Here is a 22129-nt window from a genome sequence, read left to right on the forward strand (position 1 = left end):
CGTGCATCCTACAAAATTGGATGTTCTGGCGGAGAATTCCGACATGTTCTAGCGGTTGTCGTGTCGGAAGTCGGGAGGATAGGCTTTGCGGGTCACTGCAAATTCAGTGATCGGGTTTGGTCGCCCAGGTTTAGAATGGCGCACGTTTGTGCTTGCTTCATGGCGAGCTGTGCGTGGGAGGGCTTAGGCTCTGCCGGGTTCCATTCCCTGGTCGACCAACCCGCGTACGGTTCGCCTCCCTTCTGCTTGGTCGCAGTGTTGGCGAACTCCAGTCCTCGAATGGAGCTTCACCATGATTAAAGAAACACCCAATCCCCCCGAATCCGACGACGTTTCCCCCTACGAATCCGCCGACTCCAAAAAATTCAACGACGCCGCCGAACGCGCGCTGGATCACTACCTCAACCCCACCGCCCTCAAGTCACCGGCGAACCGCAAACCAAGCACCATGTTCCTGGTTGCGCCGGATATCAAAGACGAAGACCTGCTGGCCCACACCTGTGAGTCGTTGGCTCAGGCCAGTGTCATGGCGAGTGATTTTGCGGGGTTTCTGGAAGGTCCGCATCGGCACACGGCTATGGCGATTCAGCAGATTGTGATGCTGGCGGAACTGGCGGTGAACCGGATGCTGGATAACGTTGCCGTACCAAAATCCGCGCCACAACGCTGATCCACTGTGGGAGCGGGGTTGCTCGCTCCCACATCAGTTACGCGTAGGACAGGGATTTTTCTTCCAGCAGTTCCTCATACAACTCGGTCCACTTGCGGCCCATTTCGTCGGCTGTGAATAACTGCCGATAACGCGCCTCAGCCTTCACGCCCATTCCTGCCGCGCGCACCGGGTTTTCCCACAGCGTGCGCATTGCTTCGCGAAATGCCTGTGGATTACTTGGTGGCACCACCAACCCGGTTTCGTTGTGGATATTGATGTAGCTGGTGCCGGTGCCGATTTCGCTGGAGATCATCGGTTTGCCGTACATCGCGCCTTCGAGCAGCGAGATCCCGAACGCTTCGGAGCGTAGATGCGAGGGAAACACGATGGCGTAGCTCAGTTGCAGCAACGCCACTTTGTCTTCATCACCCAGACGCCCGAGGAAGTGAATATTGCGCAAACCCAAAGCCGCTGCCTGCGCATGCAGTTCCAATTCCAATGGGCCGGCTCCCACAATGACCACTGGATAATCCAGGTCTTTGAGCGCGTCGAGCAGGATGTGCAAACCCTTGTAGTAGCGCATCACGCCCACGAACAGAAAAAACTTATCCCCAACCTGTTGCCGCCAATGAGCCGTGCGCTCGCTGTCGGGCTGTGGATAACCTGCCTTGTTCAGGCCATACGGGATAACCCGGGTCTTGGCCTGGAACTGTTGCAACACATCGCTGGTGTGCAAATAGTTGGGCGAGGCGGCGACGATCCGGTCGGCGCTTGCCAGGAAGCGGTTCATCAGGGGCCGATAAAGCTTGAGCAAGTGCTTCTGGCGGATGATGTCCGAGTGGTACGTCACCACGCTCGGTTTTTTGATGCTGCTGGCGAAGTGCACCAGGTCCATGAACGGCCAAGGGAAGTGGTAATTGACCACATCGGCTTCAGCAGCCATTTCGCGAAACTGCTTGAAGACGCTCCAGGAAAACCCCGTGGAAGCAAACTGGATATCGAGTTTGGCCCGGTGAACCTCGTGTTGCCCGAGTCGCACCACTGGCGGTGTGGGATCGGCACTGAGTGTCAGTACCTGGCTTTCAACGCCATGCTGGGCACCGCTTTCGCAGAGCTGGAAGATGACTTGCTCGATGCCGCCAACGGAGTCAGGCAGGTACGTCTTGAAAAAATGGAGTACTCGCATTCAACCTCCTAGTGCCTGGCGGTAGGCGCTGGCCGTGATACTGGCGCAGCGCTCCCAGGTAAAAAACCTTGCCTGTTGCAATCCGGCTTCCCGGCATGCCTGCCAATGCGCGTGATCGTCGATCAGACGGATCATTGCCTCGCGCAAGCCGTCGGGATCGTCAGCTTCAATATAGTTGCCCGCAGCCCTTGCCACTTCCGGCATGGCTGAACGTCGGGTGAGGATTACCGGCGTGCCGCTGGCCATCGCTTCCAGAACCGGTAAGCCAAAGCCTTCGTAAAGTGACGGAAAAATCAGTGCCCTGGCACCGGCCAACAGCTGCGCGACCTGCTCGTCGGGCAGGTAACCCAACAAGCAGACATGGCCAGTAGCGAGCGCCCGCTGCAGTTCTTCACTGAACTGGTCGTGCTGCCAACCGGCCATGCCAACAATCAGCAGCGGAAAGCGCTGGCGGATTGCTTCAGGCAACCTTGCATGGGCGCGCAGTGCCAGTGTCAGGTTCTTGCGCGGCTCCAGGGTGCCGACGCAGAGGAAATACTCCCGCGCCTCGACGCCATGAGCTTTGAGCACCGCGTCGATGGTCGCCGGCTCGCGGGGGTGAAAGCGCGATGCCACGCCCAATGGCGCAACAACAAACCGTTCTGCTGGTAAGTTGAAATGTTGTTGAGCTTCGTCAGCGATGTATTGCGAATCGGTGAGAATCAGACTCGCCCGCTGCACACCGTCGGCCAGCCGCCGTTCGATCTCTCGCAAGCGTGCGGGCGGTTGCGTCTCGGGGTAGTGCAGGTGGGTCAGGTCATGCAGGGTGATGACCGTCGGGCCGTCGAACGACAGTGGCCACAAACTCGGTTCGTGGTAAAGGTCGATGGTTTGCGTGCGCCCCTGATCGAAGCGTTTCTGTTCCAGCCAGCGGCGGGCTTGATAGGCCCCAGGAATCTTTCGCAGCAAGGGCGTCAGTCGTGAATAACCGGGCATGGCCGCCTTAGGGAGAACGGAACTCCAGCCCCAGCCATGGAACAGTGCCAGCTCGACATCGGGCTCAGCGGCGAGGGCGTTCGCCAGTTCAGCGACGTAATGGCCAATGCCGGTGCGCGGGCCCTGGAGGATCCGGGCGTTAAGGGCAATTCGCATGTTGCCTCTCTGGCACGACCGGCTCTTGCAGATTGCGCAGGGTGCGTTCGGCCAGTTGCGCGCTGGCTTCACGCCAACCTATCCACTGCCAATCCGCGACGTTGCGTGTGGCCGGGAATTGTCCGGTGCGTTCGAAACCCGTAACCAGGTCCGCCAGGCTTTGCGGCTCGGCCAGATCAAAGTACGCCATGAACTCGCCACCGATTTCACGGAAGATCGGAATGTCACTGCCCATGGCCGGCAAACCGCGTTGCATCGCTTCGACCAGGGGCAGGCCGAAGCCTTCGACCCAGGACGGAAACACCAGCGCGCTGGCGTGGGAATAGGCGTGTTCGAGACTGGTGTCGCTCAGGTCATTGAACATGAACAGGCGTTTGTTCAGCTCTGCGTGATTGCGCACGCGGGCGAGCAGGGCGTCGCATTTCCAGCCAATACGCCCGGCGATGCACAACCGTGCGCTGGAACCTGATGCCCAGGCGCGTTCAAAAGCGTCGAGCAGGTAATCGTGGTTTTTGCGCGGTTCGATGGTGCTGACCATCAGAAACACCGGTTCTTGCGTTTTGAACAACCGCGCCAGGCGTGGCTCGACCTCGGCGGTGGCTTCCCTCAGGTCTAGTTCGGAGCCGAGGTGAAAATAGTCGAACCACAGTCTGTCGGTTTTGGCAGGGCCCAGTCGTCGCTGCACTTCCTCATGCACCTGATCGCGCACCGTGGCGGAGATCGCCACATAGCCATCGGCAGTTTGGGTGATCCAGTTGAACCACTCGGTGAAAACCTGCACCAATCGCGTGTCGTAGAACTGCGGATGTGTCAGTGGAATGAGGTCGTAGATCACCGAAACGATGCCCACGCCTTCGCGTTTGAGCTGTTCGGCAAACGGGAAGAAGTCGCTGTGCCAGGAGGAGTCGAGCAACACCAGTTGATCGCCCGCTTGTTGCTGCAACGGCGAGCAACGTTTGGGCAGTTGATACTGGTTGACCTGATCGATCAGACGCAGCGGCACACTGAAACAGGCCAGCGCCGTCAATCGATAAGCGACATACAACACCCGCCGTGCGAATCGCGTTGTACAACGCGTTTCCAGCCGCTGGTGCAGTTGCCAAAAGCGATGAGCGAGCCGTTCCAGTCGCCCGCCAAAGGTCATCAGTCCATCGAAAAACGGGATGTTCAAAGCCCCCAGTTTCAGCACTCGATAGAGTTTGCCCTTGAGCATCACCACTGGGATGCACTCCACACCGTCGACACTCTCCGGCAGCTGATTGATGACGTTGCGCACCACCCGCTGAATGCCCGAATTGACTTTGGGGTGCTGGAACACGTGGGTGCATTCCACCAGAAGACGCGTCATGGCGTGCCCTCCGAAACAATCGATTCGGCAGAGCGGGTGATGGTGGTTTTCGCCCCCAGCCACGAGCAACCGACGAAGTCTTCATGGCGGTTATTGATCACGTGGAACACCAACCCGTAATCGCGCCACTCGAAATTGCGGTCCAGGTGCGAGTCCAGCCGTGACAGGCTCAGCGCCACGGAATAGTTGCCCTTGCCCAGCCCCATGACGAACGCAAAGCGGTAGGTCACGCGTTCGCCGGCCTGCAGGTCGGTCAGCGCCTGATCCTGGCGATGGGTGTTGATGCCGTACATGGCCTGGCCCAGGCGATCCTTGATCATGAAACCCAGCACCAGCCTTTCGATGTCCTGACGGACTTCGACCTGAACCTCCAGCACCACCGGTTGACCGACTTCGGCGGCATCGATGGAACGCTCGTGTTCGTCCAGCAGGCGCACGCTGAGGATTGCGGCTTCACCGGTGCCAGAAACGGTTTGCACCTGCCCGCCCGCGAGCATCTCCTGGCGCACGGTCTGGCCTTCACGTTCAGCGAGCAGGGCGTTGTAGTAATCCATGACCGCTTCGGGTTTGTCGTGCATGGCAACGCGGCCCTTTTCCAGAAGGATCGCCGAGTCGCAAATCGACTGGATCGCCCCCCGGTCGTGGGACACGATCAGCAGCGTGGTCCCGGCTTTGCGGAAGCTGCGGATGCGATCGAAGCTCTTGTGCTGGAAGTAAGCGTCGCCCACCGACAGCGCTTCGTCGACGATCAGGATATCCGGGCGCCGGGCCGTGGCCACGCTGAACGCCAGGCGCATCTGCATGCCGCTGGAATAGGTGCGCACCGGGTGGTCGATGGCCTCGCCAATTTCAGCGAAACGCTCGATCTCTGGCATCAGGGCTTCAATTTCTTCGACGTGCATGCCCAGCAGTTGCCCGGCCATGACAGCGTTCTGTCGGCCGGTGAAGTCCGCATGAAAGCCCATGCCCAGTTCCAGCAGGGCGGCGACGCGGCCTTCAAGTTGGATGTTGCCGCAAGTGGGTTGCGTGGTGCCGGTGATCATCTTCAGCAAGGTGCTTTTGCCGGCACCGTTGACCCCGACAATGCCCACCGATTCGCCAGGGGCGATCTCGAAGTCAACGTCTTGCAGCACCCAGTGTTGGCGATGGCGGATCGGCGAAAACGGGATCAGCCATTCGGCCAGGCGACTCCAGCGTGTGGGGTATTGCTTGTAGGCTTTGCCCAGGCCCGTGACGCGTATGTGCCCCATCAGAGTTCATCCACCATTTCGCCGACCCGCTGACGGAACAACCGCAGCCCGATCACACAGAACACCACGCCGCTGACGAAGATCGGCAGTAACGAATCCCAGACCGGCCACTGGCCGTAGAGAAACACGTTCTGATAGCTGGTGATGAGATTGGTCAAAGGGTTGAGTTGCAGCAGGCGCTGAACCCAATCCGGCAGGATGCTCATCGGGTACACGATCGGCGTCAGCCAGAACCAGAATTGCAGACAGATGGCGAAAAATTGCCCGACATCACGAAAGAACACATTCAATACGCCAAGAATCATCCCCAGCCCGGCACAAAACATCACTTGCAAGGCCAGTAGCGGAATGAGCGCCAACAGCGCCATGCCCGGCAATCGTCCAGTTATCAGCAGAAAACCAAGAAACAGCCCGATGATGATCGCGAAGTTGATGCCGGCATTGAACAGCACGATCACCGGCAAGCAGATCCGCGGGAAGCTGATTTTTTTCAGCAGATTGGCGTTTTCCAGAAACATGTTCTGGCTGCGCAGGGTGATTTCAGCGAACAGGCCCCAGGTCAGCAGCCCGGCGCACAGGTAGACGCTGTAGGCCATACCGTCATCCACGCCCGGCAAACGGGCGCGCATGATGTGGGAAAAAATCACGGTGTACACGACGATCATCGACAGCGGGTTGAGCACGGTCCACAGGGCACCGAACAACGAATTGCGATAACGCGCCTGAAACTCTCGCTTGACGCTACCGAGGATGAAACCCCGATAGCCCCACAGCGAGCGGTAAAGGGAAAGCAGCATTCAAACCGTCCTGCCATATTGGTCTTCGAAGCGAACGATATCGTCCTCTCCCAGGTATTCGCCGCTTTGCACTTCAATGATCACCAGATCGATCACGCCCGGGTTTTCCAGGCGATGCTTGTGACCGGCGGCAATGAAAGTTGATTCGTTCTTGGCCACCAGATGGGTGCCGGTGCCGTTGTTGGTGACCTTGGCCATGCCTTCGACGACCACCCAGTGTTCATTGCGGTGGTGATGCATTTGCAGCGACAGCTTGGCGCCGGGCTTGACCACGATGCGCTTGATCTTGAAGCGCGGGCCTTCCTCGAGCACGGTGTAGGTGCCCCAGGGCCGGCTGACCGTGCGGTGCAGGCGATAGGCCTCGTGTTTTTTGTCCTTGAGCTGCTTGGCCACCCGGCGCACATCCTGCGCGCGATCGGCGTGGGCGACCAGCACCGCGTCGGCGGTGTCGATGATGATCAAGTTATCCACACCCACTGCTGCCACCAGCCGGTCTTCGCTCTGGACAAAGTTGTTGTGGCTGTCGATGAACACCGCATCGCCGCTGGCCCGGTTGTTTTGCGCATCCGCCGGCACCAGCGCGGCCACGGCACCCCAGGAGCCTATGTCGCTCCAGTCGAAACCGGCGGGCACCACGACCACCTTGTCGGAGCGTTCCATCAAGGCGTAGTCGATGGAAATGTCGGTGATCTCGGCGAACAGCGCAGGGGATAACTCCTGCTGCAGACACCCGGCCGTTTCCACCGGGGCACTGGCTGCCATGCAGGTTTGCGTCTGCTCAAGCAGTTCGGGGGCGTGAAGTTGCAACTCGGCCAGCACGGTGGCGACCGAGAAGCAGAACATGCCCGAGTTCCACAGGAAGTTGCCGCTTTCCAGGTAATGCGTGGCGGTTTGCAGGTCAGGTTTTTCGACGAAGCGCTGCACCTTGGCCGCGCCTTTTTCGTCCAGTGCTGCACCGGTTTCGATGTAGCCGAAACCGGTCTCCGGGGCAGTCGGCACCACGCCAAACGTCACCAGGAACCCGTCCTTGGCCAGCGCCACGGCGTGTTCGACCGCTGATTTCAATGCATCTTCATTGCGGATCAAATGGTCGGCGGGCATTACCACCATGATCGCTTCGTCGCCGTGCAAGGCTTGCAGCGACAGGGCGGCGGCCGCGATGGCCGGGGCCGTGTTGCGGCCAGTCGGCTCAAGCAGGAAGTGTGCGCGATGACGATTGAGTTGCGCCTCCTGATAGTGATCCTTGCTCTGGAAGTAGTACTCACGATTCGTCACTGTGACGATATCGCCCCAGCCATCAAGCAGCCCGGCCGCACGCCGATACGTCTTGCCCAGCAGCGACTGGCCGTCGGGCAACGTCATGAACGGCTTGGGGTGCCCTTCGCGGGACACCGGCCACAAACGAGTCCCGGCGCCGCCGGAAAGGATCACTGGAATCAGCATGGCCTACTCCTTGGCGACGCGTTTCATGTCCGCGTCCATCATCATGCGGATCAAGGTATCCAGATCGGTTTTTGGCTTCCAGCCCAGTACACGCTGGGCTTTGGCCGGGTTGCCGAGCAGCACTTCGACCTCGGCCGGGCGGAAGAACGCCGGGTCGATCTTTACGAAGTCGCGGTAGTTGAGGCCAACGTGGTCGAAGGCAATACGGCACATTTCGCGCACGGTGGTGGTCACGCCGGTGGCGACCACGAAGTCGTCAGGCTTGTCCTGTTGCAGCATCAGCCACATGGCTTCGACGTAGTCACCGGCAAAACCCCAGTCACGTTTGGCGTCGATGTTGCCCAGGCTCAGTTCCTGCTGTTTGCCCTGCTTGATGCGGGCAGCGGCGTCGGTCACTTTGCGGGTGACGAACTCGATGCCGCGCAGCGGTGATTCATGGTTGAACAAGATCCCGCTGCTGGCGTGGAGATTGAAACTTTCGCGGTAGTTCACGGTGATCCAGTGGCCGTACAACTTGGCCACGCCGTAAGGACTGCGCGGGTAGAACGGGGTGTTTTCGTCCTGTTGTTCGGCCTGGATCAGGCCAAACATTTCGCTGGTCGAGGCTTGGTAAAAACGAGTGTGCGGGCTGAACTGGCGGATGGCTTCGAGCAAGTGGGTCACGCCCAGCCCGTCGACGATGCCGGTGGTGACCGGTTGATCCCAGGAGGCGGCGACAAAGCTTTGTGCTGCCAGGTTGTAGATCTCGTCCGGGGCGGACTTGATCACCGCGCGCTGCACGGAGCAGGCGTCGGCCATGTCACCGTCCAGATAAATGATGTCGCCCTCGACGCCCATTTCACGCAGGCGCCAGCGCGCGTCGCTGCTGCGACGAGCGACAAGACCGTGGACTTTGTAGCCCTTGTCGAGCAGCAGTTTGGCCAGATAGGCGCCGTCTTGGCCGGTGATCCCTGTGATCAGTGCACTTTTAGTCATTCTTGTCGTACTCGCTTCTCCCAGTCGGACAGGATCGCCCGCAGGGATTGTTGTGTTGTGATTTCAGGCGTCCATCCTGTGGTCTGGGCAAGCTTGGCAGAGCTGCCACAAACGCGACGCTGATCCGCGCGGCGAAGACGCGCAGGATCCTGAATCAGTTGCATGTCGACCTGGGCGAGGTCGCCTAATTGTTCGATCAAACTGCGAATGCTCTGCTCGCGTCCTGAGCAAATGTTGTAGACCTGCCCCGCCACGCCCTTTTCCAGCAGCGCCAGGTAAGCCGAAATGACGTCGCCCACGTCCAGGAAATCGCGGGTGACATCGATGTCACCGACTTCCAGTTGTGGCGCTTGCAGGCCTTGCTTGATGCGGCTGATCTGCCGCGCGGCGCTGGCGATGACGAAGCTGTCTTTCTGGCCCGTGCCGATGTGATTGAACGGGCGCGCGACCATTACCGGCCAGCCTTCGCTCAAGCCCCATTGCAGGCTCAGGAATTCGGCCGAAAGTTTACTCACGGCATACGGATTGCGCGGGTAGGGTGGTTGGCGCTCGGTGATCGGCAGTTCTGATTCGGCAACCTGACCGTAGACGTCGCCGGAGCTGACATAGAGGAAGGTGCCATTGAAGCCGCGCGCCTTGAGCGCTTGAAGCAGATTCAAGGTGCCGAGCAGGTTGATGTTCAGCGTGCGTGCCGGATCACGAAAGGCTTCGGGGACAAAGGTCTGGCCGGCCAGGTGAATGACGGCGTCGGGCATCTCGGGCCACAGGCCTTCGAGGCTGTGTGGCTGGCTCAGGTCGTACCGGGAGGCGGGAGGCAGAAGCTCCCATTCCGAGGCATCAGCCTTCAGGCGAGATTGGAGGTGTTGTCCTACGAATCCACTCAGACCCGTAACGAACAGACGCTTTTTCAAACAGTCGCCCCTTGGTCATAAAACTTCGCCCATTCCCCACTGGCTATATGGAGATGTCTGACAGACCGGGTGAATTGCTTGGTCGATAGACAGGCGAAATATGTTGTTGTAGTTGTTTGGTATCCAATCTGTGCCAATTAGTCGGCAATTTCAACAGGTCCCACCGTGACCGGTCAGTTCTCGTTAGCGTAGCCCTATTTATTCTCGCCGGGCGGTTCACGAATCCTCGACGGATGTGTTTAGAATGCCCCTCGTCACGATTAGCCAGGGTTCGATCGGGTTGTTTTCAAACCCCGCGAAACTGGCCATTAAAACAAGAACGTAGACGGGCAAGAAGACGATGGACGACGACCGGTAAATGCCGGGTCGATCCGTGGCTTTGCCGTCATAGAGTGGGGCTGCCGGGATGGCGGTCTCATCGTGGGATGCCATGAATTTCATTCTTTACTCGGACGTCAACGACAGCTCCATCAGTCAGAGCCTGGGGCGTCCCGAATACAGTTACTACTTCGTGCTCAAGGCCTACCGCCCTGTGCTCGAAAGCCTTGGGCGAGTGCATGTCGTGTCCTCCACCGCCGAGGTCGATCCCCTCTATCGACAATTACTGGCCGCTGGCGAAGACAGCCTGTTCCTGTCTTTCACCCCGCCGCAGAAAACCCCGGACGACCTTGAGTGCCCGACGATCTGCGTGGTGGCCTGGGAGTTTGACTCGATTCCCGATGAGCAATGGGACAACGACCCGCGCCAGGACTGGACGCAGATGCTTGCGCGCCAGGGCCGGGTCATCACGCTCTCCAGCCATACCGCCCGGGCGATTCGTCGGGCCATGGGCGAAGATTTCCCCGTGCTGGTTTTGCCGACCCCGTTGTGGGAAAACTTCGCGGGCATTCGTAGCCGCCACACCAGTAATCCGGTGAATGCCGGCTCGACCCTGGACATCAAGGGCTGCATCTTCGACACACGCACGCTCGGGCTGTCTGCCGATGCGCTGATTCCCGTACCGCCGACCGCCGAGGAACTGGCAGCGCTGGAAGCATTGAAGCCGCCGCCGCTGACGCTTAAACGCCGTTTTGTCATTGCCCGGCATTACCTGCACATGTGGCGCCGGAACATGGGCAAAACGCTGCCGGTTCCGGTGCATCGCACGCACTTTCTGAGCCAGTGGTATTGGGAAGGCATTCGCGACTTGCTGTCGGACGCCGCCCATGCGCGGCTTGCCGAATACCTGCCGGCCATCGCTGGCCCGAACACCATGGCAGTGCCCGAGCCTGAACCGCGCGATTGGCCGGACACCACGGGCCAGGTCGAAACCCAGGTTGACGGAGTGGTTTATGCCACTGTGTTCAACCCCCGTGACGGTCGCAAAAACTGGCATCAATTGATCACCGCTTTCTGCTGGGCCTTCCGCGAAACGGAGGACGCCACGCTGGTGCTGAAAATTACCCAAAGCGATCTTTCGTCCTACTACGACGAGCTGATGACCTTGCTCGCACAACTCTCGCCGTTCGCCTGCCGTGTGGTGGTGATGCATGGTTACCTGGACGATCCGCAATACGCCCGACTCTATGAAGCCGCCAGTTATTACGTCAACGCGTCGCGCTGCGAGGGCCTGTGCCTGCCGCTGATGGAATTCATGGCCAGTGGCAAACCGGTAATCGCCCCGGACCACACCGCCATGGAGGATTACATCGATGAGCGCGTGGCGTTTGTGGTCAAGTCCAGCGAGGAGCTGACTATCTGGCCGCAGGACACCCGGATCATTTATCGCACCCTGCGTTATCGACCGGACTGGGGCTCGTTGAAAACGGCTTATGAAACCAGCTACCGAATCGCCAAGGAGCAACCGCTTGAATACCAGCGGATGTCTCGCGATGCGGTCGAGCGCATGCGCGATTACTGCGCCTTCGCCCCGGTGCAGAAACGCCTGGCGGATTTTTTCGGCCTGACGCCGCAGGTTCTGCCGGCAGCGACCGTGACGGATAACGCCTCATGCTGATCATCATTCATTCGGAAACCAACCAGCACACCATCGCCCAGAACCTTGGCCGTTCGGAGTACAGCTATTACTTCGTGCTCAAGGAATATCGGCCTGTGCTGGAACGTCTGGGGCGAGTCGTGGAAGTCAGTGACCCGCAAACCGAAGTCGATGCCTTGTACCTCGACGCGCTGTCCCGTGGTGAAGACTGTGTGTTCCTGTCGTTCTCGCCACCGCATTGCACTCCGGTGCACTTGGCCTGTCCGACCTTGCCGGTGTTCGCGTGGGAGTTCAGCACCATTCCCAACGAACCTTTCGCCGGTGAGCCTCGCAATGACTGGCGCACCGTGTTGCGCGCATGCGGCGCGGCAATTACTCATTCCAGCTACACGGTGAATGCCGTGCACGAAGCGATGGGCGCCGAGTATCCGATCGTCGCGGTGCCGGCGCCGGTATGGGACCGATTCTCGGCGCGTGGCGCCCAGTTGCAACGTCAGCCACTGGCCAGTCAGGTGCATCTGAAGATCAAAGGCCTGGTGGCGGACAGCCGCACCCTCGATTTGCGCGCCTTTGGGCCGGCGCAGCTGCGCGAGGGCGAAGGTATCGATTTTGCTGCGCCACCAAGCGAACACGAGTTGCTGCTCGACGGTGTGATCTACACCTCGGTGTTCAACCCGGGCGACGGACGCAAGAATTGGGAAGACATGCTCAGTGCGTTCTGCGTGACCTTCCGTGAGGTCGACGATGCAACGCTGGTGCTCAAACTGACCCACCATGATGCCGAAGCAGCGCTGACCGACATTCTTCACCACTTGTACAAAAACCAGTCTTATCGCTGCCGCATCGTGCTGATTTACGGCTACCTCGCGGATGCGGACTACGAGCAACTGGTGCAGGCGACGAGCTACGTGGTCAACACGTCCTACGGCGAAGGCCAATGCCTGCCGCTGATGGAATTCATGTCGTGTGGCAAACCGGCAGTGGCGCCCCGCACCACGGCGATGATCGACTACCTGGATGCCGATAATGCATTCCTGATCGACTCGACCGACGAGTTGACGGCCTGGCCTCATGACCCGCGCCGGGCGTTCCGTACCCTGCGCTACGTCACCGACTGGGCATCGTTGTGCCGCGCTTATCGGGCAAGCTATGACGTCGCCAGAAACGATGCCGGGCGCTACGCGCAGATGTCCGGGCATGCGGTGGCCAGCCTCGAAAAATTCTGCAGCCAGGCGACTGCCGAGCAACGCCTGAAAGGTTTTTTTGCCCGACTGTTCGAAACCCGCGCCGTGGAAACCCCCGAAGTATGATCCGCGCCCTGGTGAGACGTCTGTTTCCAGCGGCGAAACCCGAGCCGGAGTCGGTGCCGGTGGAGCAGGGCCGCGTATCGCCACGGGACGTGGGTTTGCACGATGCGATGCACGACGGTTGGTTCTCGGGCGACAGCGGTGAATTGCTCAAGGGTTTTGCCATCACCGCCGACGACACCTTGCTGGATGTCGGTTGCGGCGAAGGGGTTGCGACCTTGTTTGCGGTGCGTCAGGGCGCGTCGGTGATTTTCACCGACAGCGAGCATGACAAGGTCCGCGACCTGGCCCGGCAAGTGGATGCGCAGTCGGACAAGGCCAATCTTGGTCTGGTCAGCAACAGTTTGCCGCTGCCATTGGCCGACGGTTGCGCGAGCAAAGTGGTGTGCATGGAAGTGCTGGAGCACATCGATCAACCCGAGCCGTTCATGGCCGAACTGGTGCGCATGGGCCGGCCGGGGGCGTTGTATCTGCTCAGCGTTCCAGCGCCGGTGGGTGAGCATCTGCAGAAGGGCATCGCCCCCGCGAGCTACTTTCAATCGCCCAATCACGTACAGATCTTTACCCCGGAACGCTTTGCCGCACTGGTCGAGGACGCCGGTCTGGTGATTGAGCATCGCCAGGCCACCGGGTTTTTCTGGGTGATGGGCATGATTTTCTTCTGGGCCAGTGAACGGGCCGCCGGAAGGGATCTGGGTGGCGCGGTGCGTGACCGGATCCAGGCACCGTATCCGCCGCTGATGGAGAGCTGGGCGAAAACCTGGCAAGACCTGCTGGCGCAACCGAACGGTTTGGCCATCAAGCAGATGCTCGATCAGTTCATGCCCAAGAGCCAAGTGATCATTGCGCGCAAGCCTTTGGATGCCGGGAGGGCGTCATGAGCAACGACAGACGGATCATGGACATCGAGTTGTTGCGCGGCATTGCGGTGCTCGGCGTGCTGTTCCATCACTTGCAAGACAGCCTGTTTGCCGCTCCGGTGCCTCTGTTGCAAGCGATCATCGCGCTGGGTCAGCCGTGGTGGGGCGTCGATCTGTTTTTTGCCATCTCCGGGTTCGTCATCGCACGCAGCCTGATCCCGGCGTTGCAAGGGTGCAGCACGCGTCAGGAATACTGGCAGCAAACACGTAATTTCTGGCTGCGCCGAGCGTTTCGATTGCTGCCGTCGGCCTGGTTGTGGCTGGCGCTGATGTTGCTGGCTTGTCTGTTCCTCAATCGCTCCGGGGCGTTTGGTACGTTGCACGCCAACCTGCAAGCAACCCTGGCCGGGGTCGCGCAGTACGCGAACTTCCGTTTCGCCGACAGTTTCTTTCACTATGAGTACGGCACCAGTTTCGTCTACTGGAGCCTGGCGCTGGAAGAGCAGTTCTACCTGCTGTTTCCGCTGCTGATTCTGCTGTGCCGCAAGCATTTGGTCTGGGCCTTGCTAGCGCTGGTCGCGGTGCAGTTGTTCACGCTGCGTACGCCGATCCTGATGGTGGTTCGCACCGATGCGCTGGCACTCGGCATCCTGTTGGCGATGTGGAGTGCACAACCTTCATATCTGCGCTGGGAGCCCACATTCTTACGCCGTCCATGGGCCGGTCTTTTGGCGTTGATCACGTTGTCGCTGGCGCTCAGTTTCATGGCGACGGACCGCTTCACCTTCACTAATTACCGCATCGGCGCGATTGCCGTGCTGTGCGCGGCGCTGGTCTGGATCGCTTCCTACAACCGCGATTATTTGATGCCGCGCGGTGTGTTCAAGAGCGTGATGACGTGGGTGGGCAGCCGTTCGTACGGGATTTACCTGATCCACATTCCTGCGTATTTGCTGGTGCGAGAATTCACTTTTCGCCTGCAGTCTGCCGGTCTGCCAAGCCCGGGCGGTCATCCGATCCTGACGTTGCTGGTGGCTGGCGGGCTGATTGCCTTGCTCAGTGAACTCAACTACCGCTTTATCGAAATGCCCATGCGCAACCGCGGCGCGTCGCTGGTCAAACGCCTGGGCACGTCCCGAACAGCCGCCCAAACCTCTGGAGCTACCTCATGCTGAGCCTTTTGAAGAAACTCACGGCGGGTACGCCCGCTCCCGCAGCGCCTGTGGCGGACAAGGTCGAGAAGGTCGATCCGTACATGCTCGGCCTGCACGATGCGATGCTCAGCGGCTGGTTCAATCAGCAAACCGGCGAGCTGTTCACCGGGTTCCCGGTGACCGCTGAGGACACGCTGCTGGACGTCGGTTGTGGTGATGGCGGCAACGTGCATTTCTGTGGCATGCGCGGGGCCAAAATCATCATCGCCGACATTGACGCAGCCAAGGTTGAAGCCACCCGTCAGCGTTTGAGCGACACGCCGGCGCGTGACGTCGAATGCCATGTCACCGACTGCAACCCGCTGCCGATTGCCGATGCGACGGCCACTCGAGTGGTGTCCACCGAAGTCATCGAGCATGTCGACGATCCGGCGCAGTTCCTCGCCGAACTGGTCCGCGTTGGCAAACCGGGTGCTTTGTACTTGCTCAGCGTCCCGCACCCAAGCTCCGAAGACCTGCAAAAAGACATCGCCGCCCCGGAGTATTTCCAGAAGCCCAACCACATTCGCATCATCAGCGAAGAGCAGTTCAAGGCGATGGTCAGCGACGCCGGCCTGGAAGTGCTCAGCCATAGCCAGTACGGTTTTTACTGGTCGATGTGGATGCTGTTGTTCTGGGAAGCCAAGGTCGATTTCAGCAATGCCGATCACCCGTTGCTCAACCACTGGGCCGACACCTGGCAGGCCGTTTTGGCGTCGCCTCGTGGCGCGCAGATCAAGCAGGCGCTGGACGCGGTCGTGGCGAAAAGTCAGGTGATCATCGCCCGCAAGCCCTAGCACCCACGGGTTTTGTGTACCCTGCCACTTTGCGTTGTCAGGGCTTAGGCATTTCATGTTTTTAATTCGATTGGCGGTGTTGTTTGCCGCGTTGATGCTGCTCAACGGTTGCGAGCAAAAAACCGCACCGCCGCTCGATCAGCAACTCTACGTTTGGCAACGGCAATGGACGCCGGCCCATGAAGCCGCACTGAAGGACAGCCGCGCGGATTTTTCGACGTTGCGGGTGCTGGCTTTGCAGGCGTTTCCTCAGGCCGGTTGGAGCAGGGCGCGGATCAATCCGGCGCTGCTCAAGCGCGATGGCCGACCGCTGATTGCGGTGATTCGCCTCGATGGCCAGCTCAAGGCGCTGGATCAGGACGAGGTCACGGCGCAAATTCAGCAAGTACTCAGCGATTGGCAAGGGCAGGGGCTGATCCTCTCAGGCGTGGAAATCGACCACGACGCGGGTAGCGCTCGGCTACCGGCTTATCGGGCATTTCTGACGCATTTACGCGCGGTTTTGCCCGCCTCTTTACCGTTGAGTATTACCGCGCTGCCAGCATGGATCGACAGCCCTGAGTTGCCGACTCTCCTGGCGACCGTCGACAGCAGCGTGTTGCAGGTGCATGCGGTCAGCGATCCGCGTCGTGGCTTGTTTGACGCGGTTCAGGCCGGGAAATGGGCGAAGACCTGGAGCGGCAACACGACGAAACCCTTCTATCTGGCGCTACCGGCTTATGGCGTGGCGCTGTTGCCCGGGGCCAGCGGTGCACCGGTGGTGGAAAGTGAAGTGCCGGTCGAACGGGTCGGTAAACGCCGGGAATTGCTCGCAGACCCCGTGCAGCTGAGCAAGCTCGCCGCCGAGTTGCGCGCCGATCCACCCGCGCATCTGGCTGGTTTGATCTGGTTTCGCCTGCCGCTGGCGGGGGATCGCCGGGCCTGGAGCCTGAACACGCTGGGCGCTGTGGCGCGCGGCGATGTGCTCGACAGTCGCTTGAGTTTGAAACTCGGCGCACAGGATGGCCTCTATGACATCAGCGTCAGCAATCCAGGCAACCTCGACAGTGCCTGGCCCGAACGCGTGACTTTGGCGGTCCAGGGCTGTGATGGCGCTGATGCGCTGGCCGGTTATGCATTGCAACAAAGCCCGGATCTGCTTACCTTCACCCGCCAGCGCGAGGGCCGGTTACCGGCCGGCGGGCAACGCGGCATCGGTTGGGCACGCTGCGCACACATTGATCAAGGAGGTTCGAATGTTCACCCGTAACTGGCCCCGCCATCTGCTCTGCCTGAGCCTCAGTCTGCCGCTGGGTTCGGCGCTGGCCTGTGGGCCGGACTTCCCGATGCGTTTGCTGGACAACCGCGCCCAATCGCTGGCGGAGCTGCCGGAAGGCAACTTCCAGTTCGAGATCAATCGCCTCGGACATGCGATCGCGGGGCTGAAAAATGTCACGGCCGCCACCAACAATCCGTCCTCCGGCTACGGCGATGAGCCCAACTACGCCGATCAACGGGACCAGGCCGAGCAAGCCGGTTTGACGGTTGAGCAGCAAGCGCTGGTCAAACAGTTGCGCACGCTGACCAATGCGCATCAAGTCGAGGCTCAAGGCGCGAGCCTGCCGGCCGAGCACATGCTCTACCTGGCTGGCGCTGTGGCGTTCGGCGCGGGTGATCATGGGTTGGCTGCCGAGTACTTTCAGAAGGTGCTGGCATTGCCGGCGGATCAACGCCCGTTGCGCAGCACCTGGGCGGCCTACTCGTTGGGTCGTGCACTGTTTGCCATGAGCGCCGAAACGGACGCAACGCCTGACCTGCTGGCGCAGTCACGAAAGGCCTTCGAGCAGACCCGTCAGTTGAGCATTGACGGCTTCAGCGACCCGTTGGAACTGGGTGTCGCCAGCCTCGGCGAAGAGGCTCGCGTGGCCCGGACGGCGGGCGACTGGAACAGCGCCGTCGAACTCTACGCCACACAAAACCTCCACGGTTCGGCGGTGGGTTACACCTCGCTCAAATTGTTGATGGCTGATCTGCTGGCAATGCCGGACGATCAACTGACCGAGCTGATCAAAGGCAAACCGGTGCAGCAACTGGTCACGGCATCGCTGATCAGCCGCTTGGGCTGGTCGTTTGGTGATCAACCGCCAAACGAACAAAAACTGATCAAACTTCTGCAAAGCAGTACGCGCGGCAGCCTGGACAACGCGGACCGACTGGCGGCAATGAATTATCAACAGGGCGATTACGCCAGCGCCAAAGCGTTCCTTGAGCATGCCGGGGACGGTGGTCTGGCGTGGTGGCTGCGGGCGAAACTGGCGCTGCGCGAGGGCGACAAAAACGCGGCGGCTGCGGCGTATGCCAAGGCGGCCCAAGCCTTCCCGCAGAATGAATCCTGGGGTGAACGACGCACACCGGACTACGATTTTGAAAGCCTGCAGCCCAAATGCCGGGTCGAGGGTGAAAGCGCAATTCTGGCGCTGCAACGCGGCGACTACCTGCAAGCGTTCGACCAGCTCTATCGCAGCCAAAGCATCTACTGGTTTGATGCCGCGACCGTTGCCGAACGCGTGTTGACCGTCGATGAACTCAAGCACTACGTCGACACCCAGGTGCCGGCACCGCCAGCGCTGAGCCAGCAGAACCGTGACAACTACGTGCCGTTGCCGGTAGCCGCGCAACTGCGCAATTTGCTTGGGCGGCGGTTGCTGCGCGAAGAGCGGTATGACGAAGCGCTGGTGTACTTCGATAATCCCGATCTACAGAAAAAAGCCCGGCTGTATGCGCAACAACGTCAGTTGGCCGATGCCGCATGGTGGCCGACAAAGCGCGCCGCCGCACTGTTCAATGCGGCCTGGACGGCGCGCGAGTGGGGCATGGACATTCTGGGTTATGAAATGGCCCCGGACTACGCCACGTTCGGCGGCAACTACAGCCTGGAGACGACTGAGCTCAAGGTCGGGCCGTTGGTGGCGGAAGGTGAAGTCCAGCGTCAACAAGCCAGTGCCGCCAAGCCGGACGAGCGCTATCACTATCGTTTCGTCGCAACGGCGTTGGCCAATCGCGCCGCCGATAACTTGCCTCACACCAGCCAGGCTTTCGCGGCGGTGTTATGTTCGGCGGCGGGGTGGAACAGCAGCCTTGAAGACCAAAGTGCGCTTTACCAGCGCTACATCAAAGAAGGACCGTACGTGGATTGGGCGGTGGATTTCGGCCACCAATGTCCATATCCGGACTTCGAGAATGCCAGCAAACGTTATGTGACCCAGGTGACAGACTCCACCCGTTCGGCTCTGCGACCCTATAAGCGGCCGTTGCAGATCGGCGGGATTATTGCGGTGACGGCAGCGGCGCTGGTAATGATCAATCGGCGCCGCCGTCGTAAAGCGCAGTAAGGCTCAAGCCTGTTGCACAAAGGTCAGCCGCACGGCGAAACCAATCAGCAGGCTGCCGAACAACCACTGTTGCAGGCGTTGGGCCGAGGGACTGCGTTGCAGCCAGCGGCCCAGCGCGGCGCCGACAAGCGCGTAGGCGCTGTCGAACAACAAACCGACGCTGACCAGTATTACGCCTAACACCGCAAATTGCGCCAGTACCGGCCCGGCTTGGGGATTAATGAACTGCGGCAGCAATACCGAGCAGAACAAGAGCGCTTTAGGGTTGAGCAGGTTGGTCAGCAAACCTCTTTGGATCGCGTCCCGCCAACGTGGTTTCTCGGTGGTTGTGTCTGCACTGTTCAGGCTCGGCAGCATCGTGGTTCGCAGACATTGAATGCCGATCCACAGCAAATACGCGGCCCCCGCCAGACGCACCACATCGAAGGTCCACGGAGCGGCTTTGAACAACGCCGCCAATCCCAAGGCGGCCAACGCCACATGACAACCACGGGCAATGCCCAGGCCCACCGCTGTCGCCAACGCCGCGCCTTTGCCCTGTCGGGCACCGGTCTGTAGCAGCAGAATCATGTCGGGCCCCGGCAACAAATACACTACTGCCAGCGCCATGAAAAACAGCCAGAGTCCCGCCATGTTGTTGCACCCCATTCGTTGTCGATTTGGTAGCGCCAGTCTAGGGCTCAAGGGTGGGGCAGGTGCTTGCGTTGTCCGCTTCTAAAGCCTCGATATTTGGCATAACCTGCCACTTACAGGTGTGCAAGCCATCAGGATCTGCCAAACAATGAAACTCGACGCCTACGACCGCAAGATTCTCGCCGCCCTGCAACGGGACGGCCGCCTGAGCAACGTGCAACTGGCCGAGGAGATCGGCTTGTCAGCCTCGCCGTGTTTGCGTCGGGTGCGGATGCTGGAAGAGGCCGGGGTGATTCGCGGCTATCAGGCCAATCTGGATCGTGACGAGGTGGGGCTTGGGCTGACGGTGTTTGTCGGGGTCAAGGTTGAACGCCATAACGATGAGCAGGCCGAAGCCTTTCGCCTGGCGGTGACGGCGCTGTCTGAGGTGATTTCGGCGTTTCTGGTGTCCGGGGAGTCGGATTTCCTGCTGCAAGTGGTGGTGCCGGATTTGCGCGGGTACGACCGTTTTCTCACCGAGCGACTGCTGAAGTTGCCGGGAGTGAGTGACATCCGCAGCAACTTCGCGATTCACACGGTGAAGACGCCAGGGGCGTTGCCGTTGGGGCACTTACCAACTTGAAACTCAGTCGTATCCGATCGTTCCCACGCTCTGCGTGGGAATGCAGCCCGTGACGCTCCGCGTCACATCAAGAGCCGAACGCAGAGCGTCCGTGGAGGCATTCCCACGCAGAGCGTGGGAACGATCATCCGCAGGCTTCTTACATCTGCGTCGCCATCCCCTCCACATTCATCGCCGCCTGACGCAACGCCTCGGAACGTGTCGGATGCGGATGGCAGGTCAGCGCAATGTCTTCAGCTGACGCGCTGAACTCCATCGCCACGCAATACTCGCCGATCATTTCACTGACACTCGGTCCCACCAGATGCACGCCGAGAATTTCATCAGTGCGCTCATCGGCCAGCACTTTGGCGAAGCCTTCGGTCTCGTGGTTGATCTTCGCCCGGCTGTTGGCGGTAAAGGGGAACTTGCCGACTTTGTACGCGCGGCCTTCAGCCTTGAGCTGCTCCTCGGTCTTGCCAACGCTGGCCAGCTCAGGCTTGGTGTAAATGACGTTAGGAATCAGGTCGTAGTTGACCTCGCCAGCCTTTCCAACGATCTGCTCGACGCAGGCCATGGCTTCATCCTCGGCCTTGTGGGCGAGCATCGGCCCGGAAGTGACGTCGCCAATCACCCACACGCCCGCCGCTTCGGTGCGATGGCCCTTGTTAGTCAACATGCCGCGTTTGTCAGTGGTGAGACCGACGTTTTCCAGCCCGAGGCCTTCGGTGTAAGGCCGCCGACCGATGGCGACCAGCACGTAATCGGCTTCAATCGTTTCGGCGGCACCGCCGGCAGCGGGTTCGACACTGAGTTGAACGCCGCTTGCCGATGGAGTGGCGCGGGTGACTTTCGAGCTCAGCTTGAAACTGATGCCTTGTTTGCTCAGCGAACGCTGCAGGGTTTTGCCCGCTTCTGCATCCACGCCAGGGCAGATGCGATCGAGAAATTCGACTACTGTGACTTGGGCACCCAGGCGCCGCCACACCGAACCCAGTTCCAGGCCGATGACGCCGGCACCGATCACCACCAGGTGCTTCGGCACTTCAGCCAATGACAGCGCACCAGTGGAATCGAGGACGCGCTTGTTATCGATCTCCACGCCGGGCAGGGGAGTGGGCTCGGAACCGGTGGCGATGATGATGTCCTTGGCGCTCAGCTCGGTCTTGCCGCCCTGGTTGTCAGTCACGGTCACTTTGCCCGGCCCGTCGATATGGCCCCAGCCTTTTATCCAGTCGACTTTATTTTTGCGAAACAGAAATTCGATACCCTTGGTCAGCCCGGCAACGCTTTCATCCTTCTGCTTCATCATCTGGGCGAGGTTTAGGGTCGGTTTGACCTCGATCCCCAGGTTGGCGAATTCGCTGCCCATGGCCGCATCATAGAGCTCCGAGGCATGCAAGAGCGCCTTGGATGGCATGCAGCCGACGTTCAGGCAGGTGCCGCCGAGAGTCGCGCGGCCTTCGACGCACGCTGCTTTCAACCCTAGCTGACCGGCGCGAATCGCCGCGTTATAACCACCGGGGCCACCGCCCAGAATCACGACGTCGTAGGTGTTCATGGATGCACTCCTGGAAAGGGATCGGGCAGGGTCCAAATAGTCTTTAAATAAAATTACGAGCGTAATATGTGCGTTTCTGCCTATTTCGGTCAAGGCTTCAGACAAGCGACAGGTTGGGCGTCTTTAGATAAAGCGTTT

Annotated in this window: 19 protein-coding genes; 9 read left to right on the forward strand and 10 right to left on the reverse strand. The window is 60.1% G+C overall.

Going from position 1 to position 22129, the window contains the following annotated elements; genetic code table 11:
- The first annotated feature begins 292 nt into the window (after positions 1 to 292).
- Positions 293 to 670 carry a DUF6124 family protein gene (locus BLQ41_RS04875; protein WP_090177635.1) on the forward strand — a complete coding sequence of 126 codons (378 nt, stop codon included), beginning with the start codon at positions 293 to 295 and terminating at the stop codon, positions 668 to 670.
- A gap of 37 nt (positions 671 to 707) precedes the next feature.
- On the opposite strand, the gene BLQ41_RS04880 is transcribed toward BLQ41_RS04875, so the two are convergent.
- The 8 genes from BLQ41_RS04880 to BLQ41_RS04915 are packed head-to-tail and all read right to left on the reverse strand — an operon-like array spanning position 708 to position 9693.
- Positions 708 to 1838 (reverse strand): glycosyltransferase family 4 protein, encoded by a 1131-nt coding sequence (locus BLQ41_RS04880; protein ID WP_090177641.1) that lies wholly within the window; start codon positions 1836 to 1838, stop codon positions 708 to 710.
- Positions 1839 to 2969, reverse strand: a complete 1131-nt coding sequence (locus tag BLQ41_RS04885; protein ID WP_090177646.1) for a glycosyltransferase family 4 protein — start codon at positions 2967 to 2969, stop codon at positions 1839 to 1841.
- Positions 2953 to 4317, reverse strand: a complete 1365-nt coding sequence (locus tag BLQ41_RS04890) for a glycosyltransferase family 4 protein (RefSeq protein ID WP_090177649.1) — start codon at positions 4315 to 4317, stop codon at positions 2953 to 2955. Before BLQ41_RS04890 ends, BLQ41_RS04885 begins: the two co-directional genes overlap by 17 nt.
- Positions 4314 to 5567 carry an ABC transporter ATP-binding protein gene (locus BLQ41_RS04895; RefSeq protein ID WP_090177654.1) on the reverse strand — a complete coding sequence of 418 codons (1254 nt, stop codon included), beginning with the start codon at positions 5565 to 5567 and terminating at the stop codon, positions 4314 to 4316. Before BLQ41_RS04895 ends, BLQ41_RS04890 begins: the two co-directional genes overlap by 4 nt.
- A complete protein-coding gene (locus tag BLQ41_RS04900) occupies positions 5567 to 6364 on the reverse strand; it encodes an ABC transporter permease (RefSeq protein ID WP_090177656.1) in 798 nt (265 codons plus the stop codon). The genes BLQ41_RS04895 and BLQ41_RS04900 overlap by 1 nt, the downstream gene beginning before the upstream one ends.
- Positions 6365 to 7807 (reverse strand): mannose-1-phosphate guanylyltransferase/mannose-6-phosphate isomerase, encoded by a 1443-nt coding sequence (locus tag BLQ41_RS04905; RefSeq protein ID WP_090177659.1) that lies wholly within the window; start codon positions 7805 to 7807, stop codon positions 6365 to 6367.
- Between the two features lie 3 nt (positions 7808 to 7810).
- Positions 7811 to 8782, reverse strand: a complete 972-nt coding sequence (gene gmd / locus BLQ41_RS04910) for a GDP-mannose 4,6-dehydratase (RefSeq protein ID WP_090177662.1) — start codon at positions 8780 to 8782, stop codon at positions 7811 to 7813.
- Positions 8779 to 9693: a GDP-mannose 4,6-dehydratase gene (locus BLQ41_RS04915; RefSeq protein ID WP_090177665.1), complete on the reverse strand. Its 915-nt coding sequence runs from the start codon at positions 9691 to 9693 to the stop codon at positions 8779 to 8781. Before BLQ41_RS04915 ends, gmd begins: the two co-directional genes overlap by 4 nt.
- 430 nt (positions 9694 to 10123) lie before the next feature.
- Between BLQ41_RS04915 and BLQ41_RS04920 the strand changes: the two genes are divergently transcribed.
- The 7 genes from BLQ41_RS04920 to BLQ41_RS04950 are packed head-to-tail and all read left to right on the forward strand — an operon-like array spanning position 10124 to position 19196.
- Positions 10124 to 11689 carry a glycosyltransferase gene (locus tag BLQ41_RS04920; RefSeq protein WP_231997087.1) on the forward strand — a complete coding sequence of 522 codons (1566 nt, stop codon included), beginning with the start codon at positions 10124 to 10126 and terminating at the stop codon, positions 11687 to 11689.
- Positions 11683 to 12978 (forward strand): glycosyltransferase, encoded by a 1296-nt coding sequence (locus BLQ41_RS04925; protein WP_090177670.1) that lies wholly within the window; start codon positions 11683 to 11685, stop codon positions 12976 to 12978. Before BLQ41_RS04920 ends, BLQ41_RS04925 begins: the two co-directional genes overlap by 7 nt.
- The gene (locus BLQ41_RS04930; RefSeq protein ID WP_090177674.1) at positions 12975 to 13856 is read left to right on the forward strand and encodes a class I SAM-dependent methyltransferase; all 882 of its coding nucleotides are present in this window, start codon (positions 12975 to 12977) and stop codon (positions 13854 to 13856) included. The genes BLQ41_RS04925 and BLQ41_RS04930 overlap by 4 nt, the downstream gene beginning before the upstream one ends.
- Positions 13853 to 15010: an acyltransferase family protein gene (locus BLQ41_RS04935; RefSeq protein WP_090177677.1), complete on the forward strand. Its 1158-nt coding sequence runs from the start codon at positions 13853 to 13855 to the stop codon at positions 15008 to 15010. The genes BLQ41_RS04930 and BLQ41_RS04935 overlap by 4 nt, the downstream gene beginning before the upstream one ends.
- Positions 15004 to 15825 carry a class I SAM-dependent methyltransferase gene (locus tag BLQ41_RS04940; protein ID WP_090177681.1) on the forward strand — a complete coding sequence of 274 codons (822 nt, stop codon included), beginning with the start codon at positions 15004 to 15006 and terminating at the stop codon, positions 15823 to 15825. The genes BLQ41_RS04935 and BLQ41_RS04940 overlap by 7 nt, the downstream gene beginning before the upstream one ends.
- A gap of 55 nt (positions 15826 to 15880) precedes the next feature.
- Positions 15881 to 17074 carry a DUF3142 domain-containing protein gene (locus BLQ41_RS04945; protein WP_090177684.1) on the forward strand — a complete coding sequence of 398 codons (1194 nt, stop codon included), beginning with the start codon at positions 15881 to 15883 and terminating at the stop codon, positions 17072 to 17074.
- Positions 17061 to 19196: a hypothetical protein gene (locus tag BLQ41_RS04950; protein WP_090177686.1), complete on the forward strand. Its 2136-nt coding sequence runs from the start codon at positions 17061 to 17063 to the stop codon at positions 19194 to 19196. Before BLQ41_RS04945 ends, BLQ41_RS04950 begins: the two co-directional genes overlap by 14 nt.
- 3 nt (positions 19197 to 19199) lie before the next feature.
- Here the strand turns inward: BLQ41_RS04950 and BLQ41_RS04955 are convergent, their stop codons facing one another.
- Positions 19200 to 19829 carry a LysE family translocator gene (locus BLQ41_RS04955; RefSeq protein WP_090188374.1) on the reverse strand — a complete coding sequence of 210 codons (630 nt, stop codon included), beginning with the start codon at positions 19827 to 19829 and terminating at the stop codon, positions 19200 to 19202.
- A 148-nt stretch (positions 19830 to 19977) separates the two neighbouring features.
- On the opposite strand from BLQ41_RS04955, the gene BLQ41_RS04960 reads away from it, so the two are divergent.
- On the forward strand, positions 19978 to 20451 hold the full coding sequence (locus BLQ41_RS04960) for an Lrp/AsnC family transcriptional regulator (RefSeq protein ID WP_090177689.1): 474 nt from the start codon (positions 19978 to 19980) through the stop codon (positions 20449 to 20451).
- A gap of 139 nt (positions 20452 to 20590) precedes the next feature.
- Here the strand turns inward: BLQ41_RS04960 and lpdA are convergent, their stop codons facing one another.
- Positions 20591 to 21991: a dihydrolipoyl dehydrogenase gene (lpdA, locus tag BLQ41_RS04965; RefSeq protein WP_090177691.1), complete on the reverse strand. Its 1401-nt coding sequence runs from the start codon at positions 21989 to 21991 to the stop codon at positions 20591 to 20593.
- Positions 21992 to 22129 lie beyond the last annotated feature (138 nt).

Source organism: Pseudomonas arsenicoxydans (assembly GCF_900103875.1).
Taxonomy (GTDB): Bacteria; Pseudomonadota; Gammaproteobacteria; order Pseudomonadales; family Pseudomonadaceae; genus Aquipseudomonas; species Aquipseudomonas arsenicoxydans.

Bases quoted from the DNA above. Each gene is read 5' to 3' on its own strand.
- BLQ41_RS04875 (WP_090177635.1), top strand. From the start codon at position 293: ATGATTAAAGAAACACCCAATCCCCCCGAATCCGACGACGTTTCCCCC.
- BLQ41_RS04880 (WP_090177641.1), bottom strand. From the start codon at position 1,838: ATGCGAGTACTCCATTTTTTCAAGACGTACCTGCCTGACTCCGTTGGC.
- BLQ41_RS04885 (WP_090177646.1), bottom strand. From the start codon at position 2,969: ATGCGAATTGCCCTTAACGCCCGGATCCTCCAGGGCCCGCGCACCGGC.
- BLQ41_RS04890 (WP_090177649.1), bottom strand. From the start codon at position 4,317: ATGACGCGTCTTCTGGTGGAATGCACCCACGTGTTCCAGCACCCCAAA.
- BLQ41_RS04895 (WP_090177654.1), bottom strand. From the start codon at position 5,567: ATGGGGCACATACGCGTCACGGGCCTGGGCAAAGCCTACAAGCAATAC.
- BLQ41_RS04900 (WP_090177656.1), bottom strand. From the start codon at position 6,364: ATGCTGCTTTCCCTTTACCGCTCGCTGTGGGGCTATCGGGGTTTCATC.
- BLQ41_RS04905 (WP_090177659.1), bottom strand. From the start codon at position 7,807: ATGCTGATTCCAGTGATCCTTTCCGGCGGCGCCGGGACTCGTTTGTGG.
- gmd (WP_090177662.1), bottom strand. From the start codon at position 8,782: ATGACTAAAAGTGCACTGATCACAGGGATCACCGGCCAAGACGGCGCC.
- BLQ41_RS04920 (WP_231997087.1), top strand. From the start codon at position 10,124: ATGAATTTCATTCTTTACTCGGACGTCAACGACAGCTCCATCAGTCAG.
- BLQ41_RS04925 (WP_090177670.1), top strand. From the start codon at position 11,683: ATGCTGATCATCATTCATTCGGAAACCAACCAGCACACCATCGCCCAG.
- BLQ41_RS04930 (WP_090177674.1), top strand. From the start codon at position 12,975: ATGATCCGCGCCCTGGTGAGACGTCTGTTTCCAGCGGCGAAACCCGAG.
- BLQ41_RS04935 (WP_090177677.1), top strand. From the start codon at position 13,853: ATGAGCAACGACAGACGGATCATGGACATCGAGTTGTTGCGCGGCATT.
- BLQ41_RS04940 (WP_090177681.1), top strand. From the start codon at position 15,004: ATGCTGAGCCTTTTGAAGAAACTCACGGCGGGTACGCCCGCTCCCGCA.
- BLQ41_RS04945 (WP_090177684.1), top strand. From the start codon at position 15,881: ATGTTTTTAATTCGATTGGCGGTGTTGTTTGCCGCGTTGATGCTGCTC.
- BLQ41_RS04950 (WP_090177686.1), top strand. From the start codon at position 17,061: ATGTTCACCCGTAACTGGCCCCGCCATCTGCTCTGCCTGAGCCTCAGT.
- BLQ41_RS04955 (WP_090188374.1), bottom strand. From the start codon at position 19,829: ATGGCGGGACTCTGGCTGTTTTTCATGGCGCTGGCAGTAGTGTATTTG.
- BLQ41_RS04960 (WP_090177689.1), top strand. From the start codon at position 19,978: ATGAAACTCGACGCCTACGACCGCAAGATTCTCGCCGCCCTGCAACGG.
- lpdA (WP_090177691.1), bottom strand. From the start codon at position 21,991: ATGAACACCTACGACGTCGTGATTCTGGGCGGTGGCCCCGGTGGTTAT.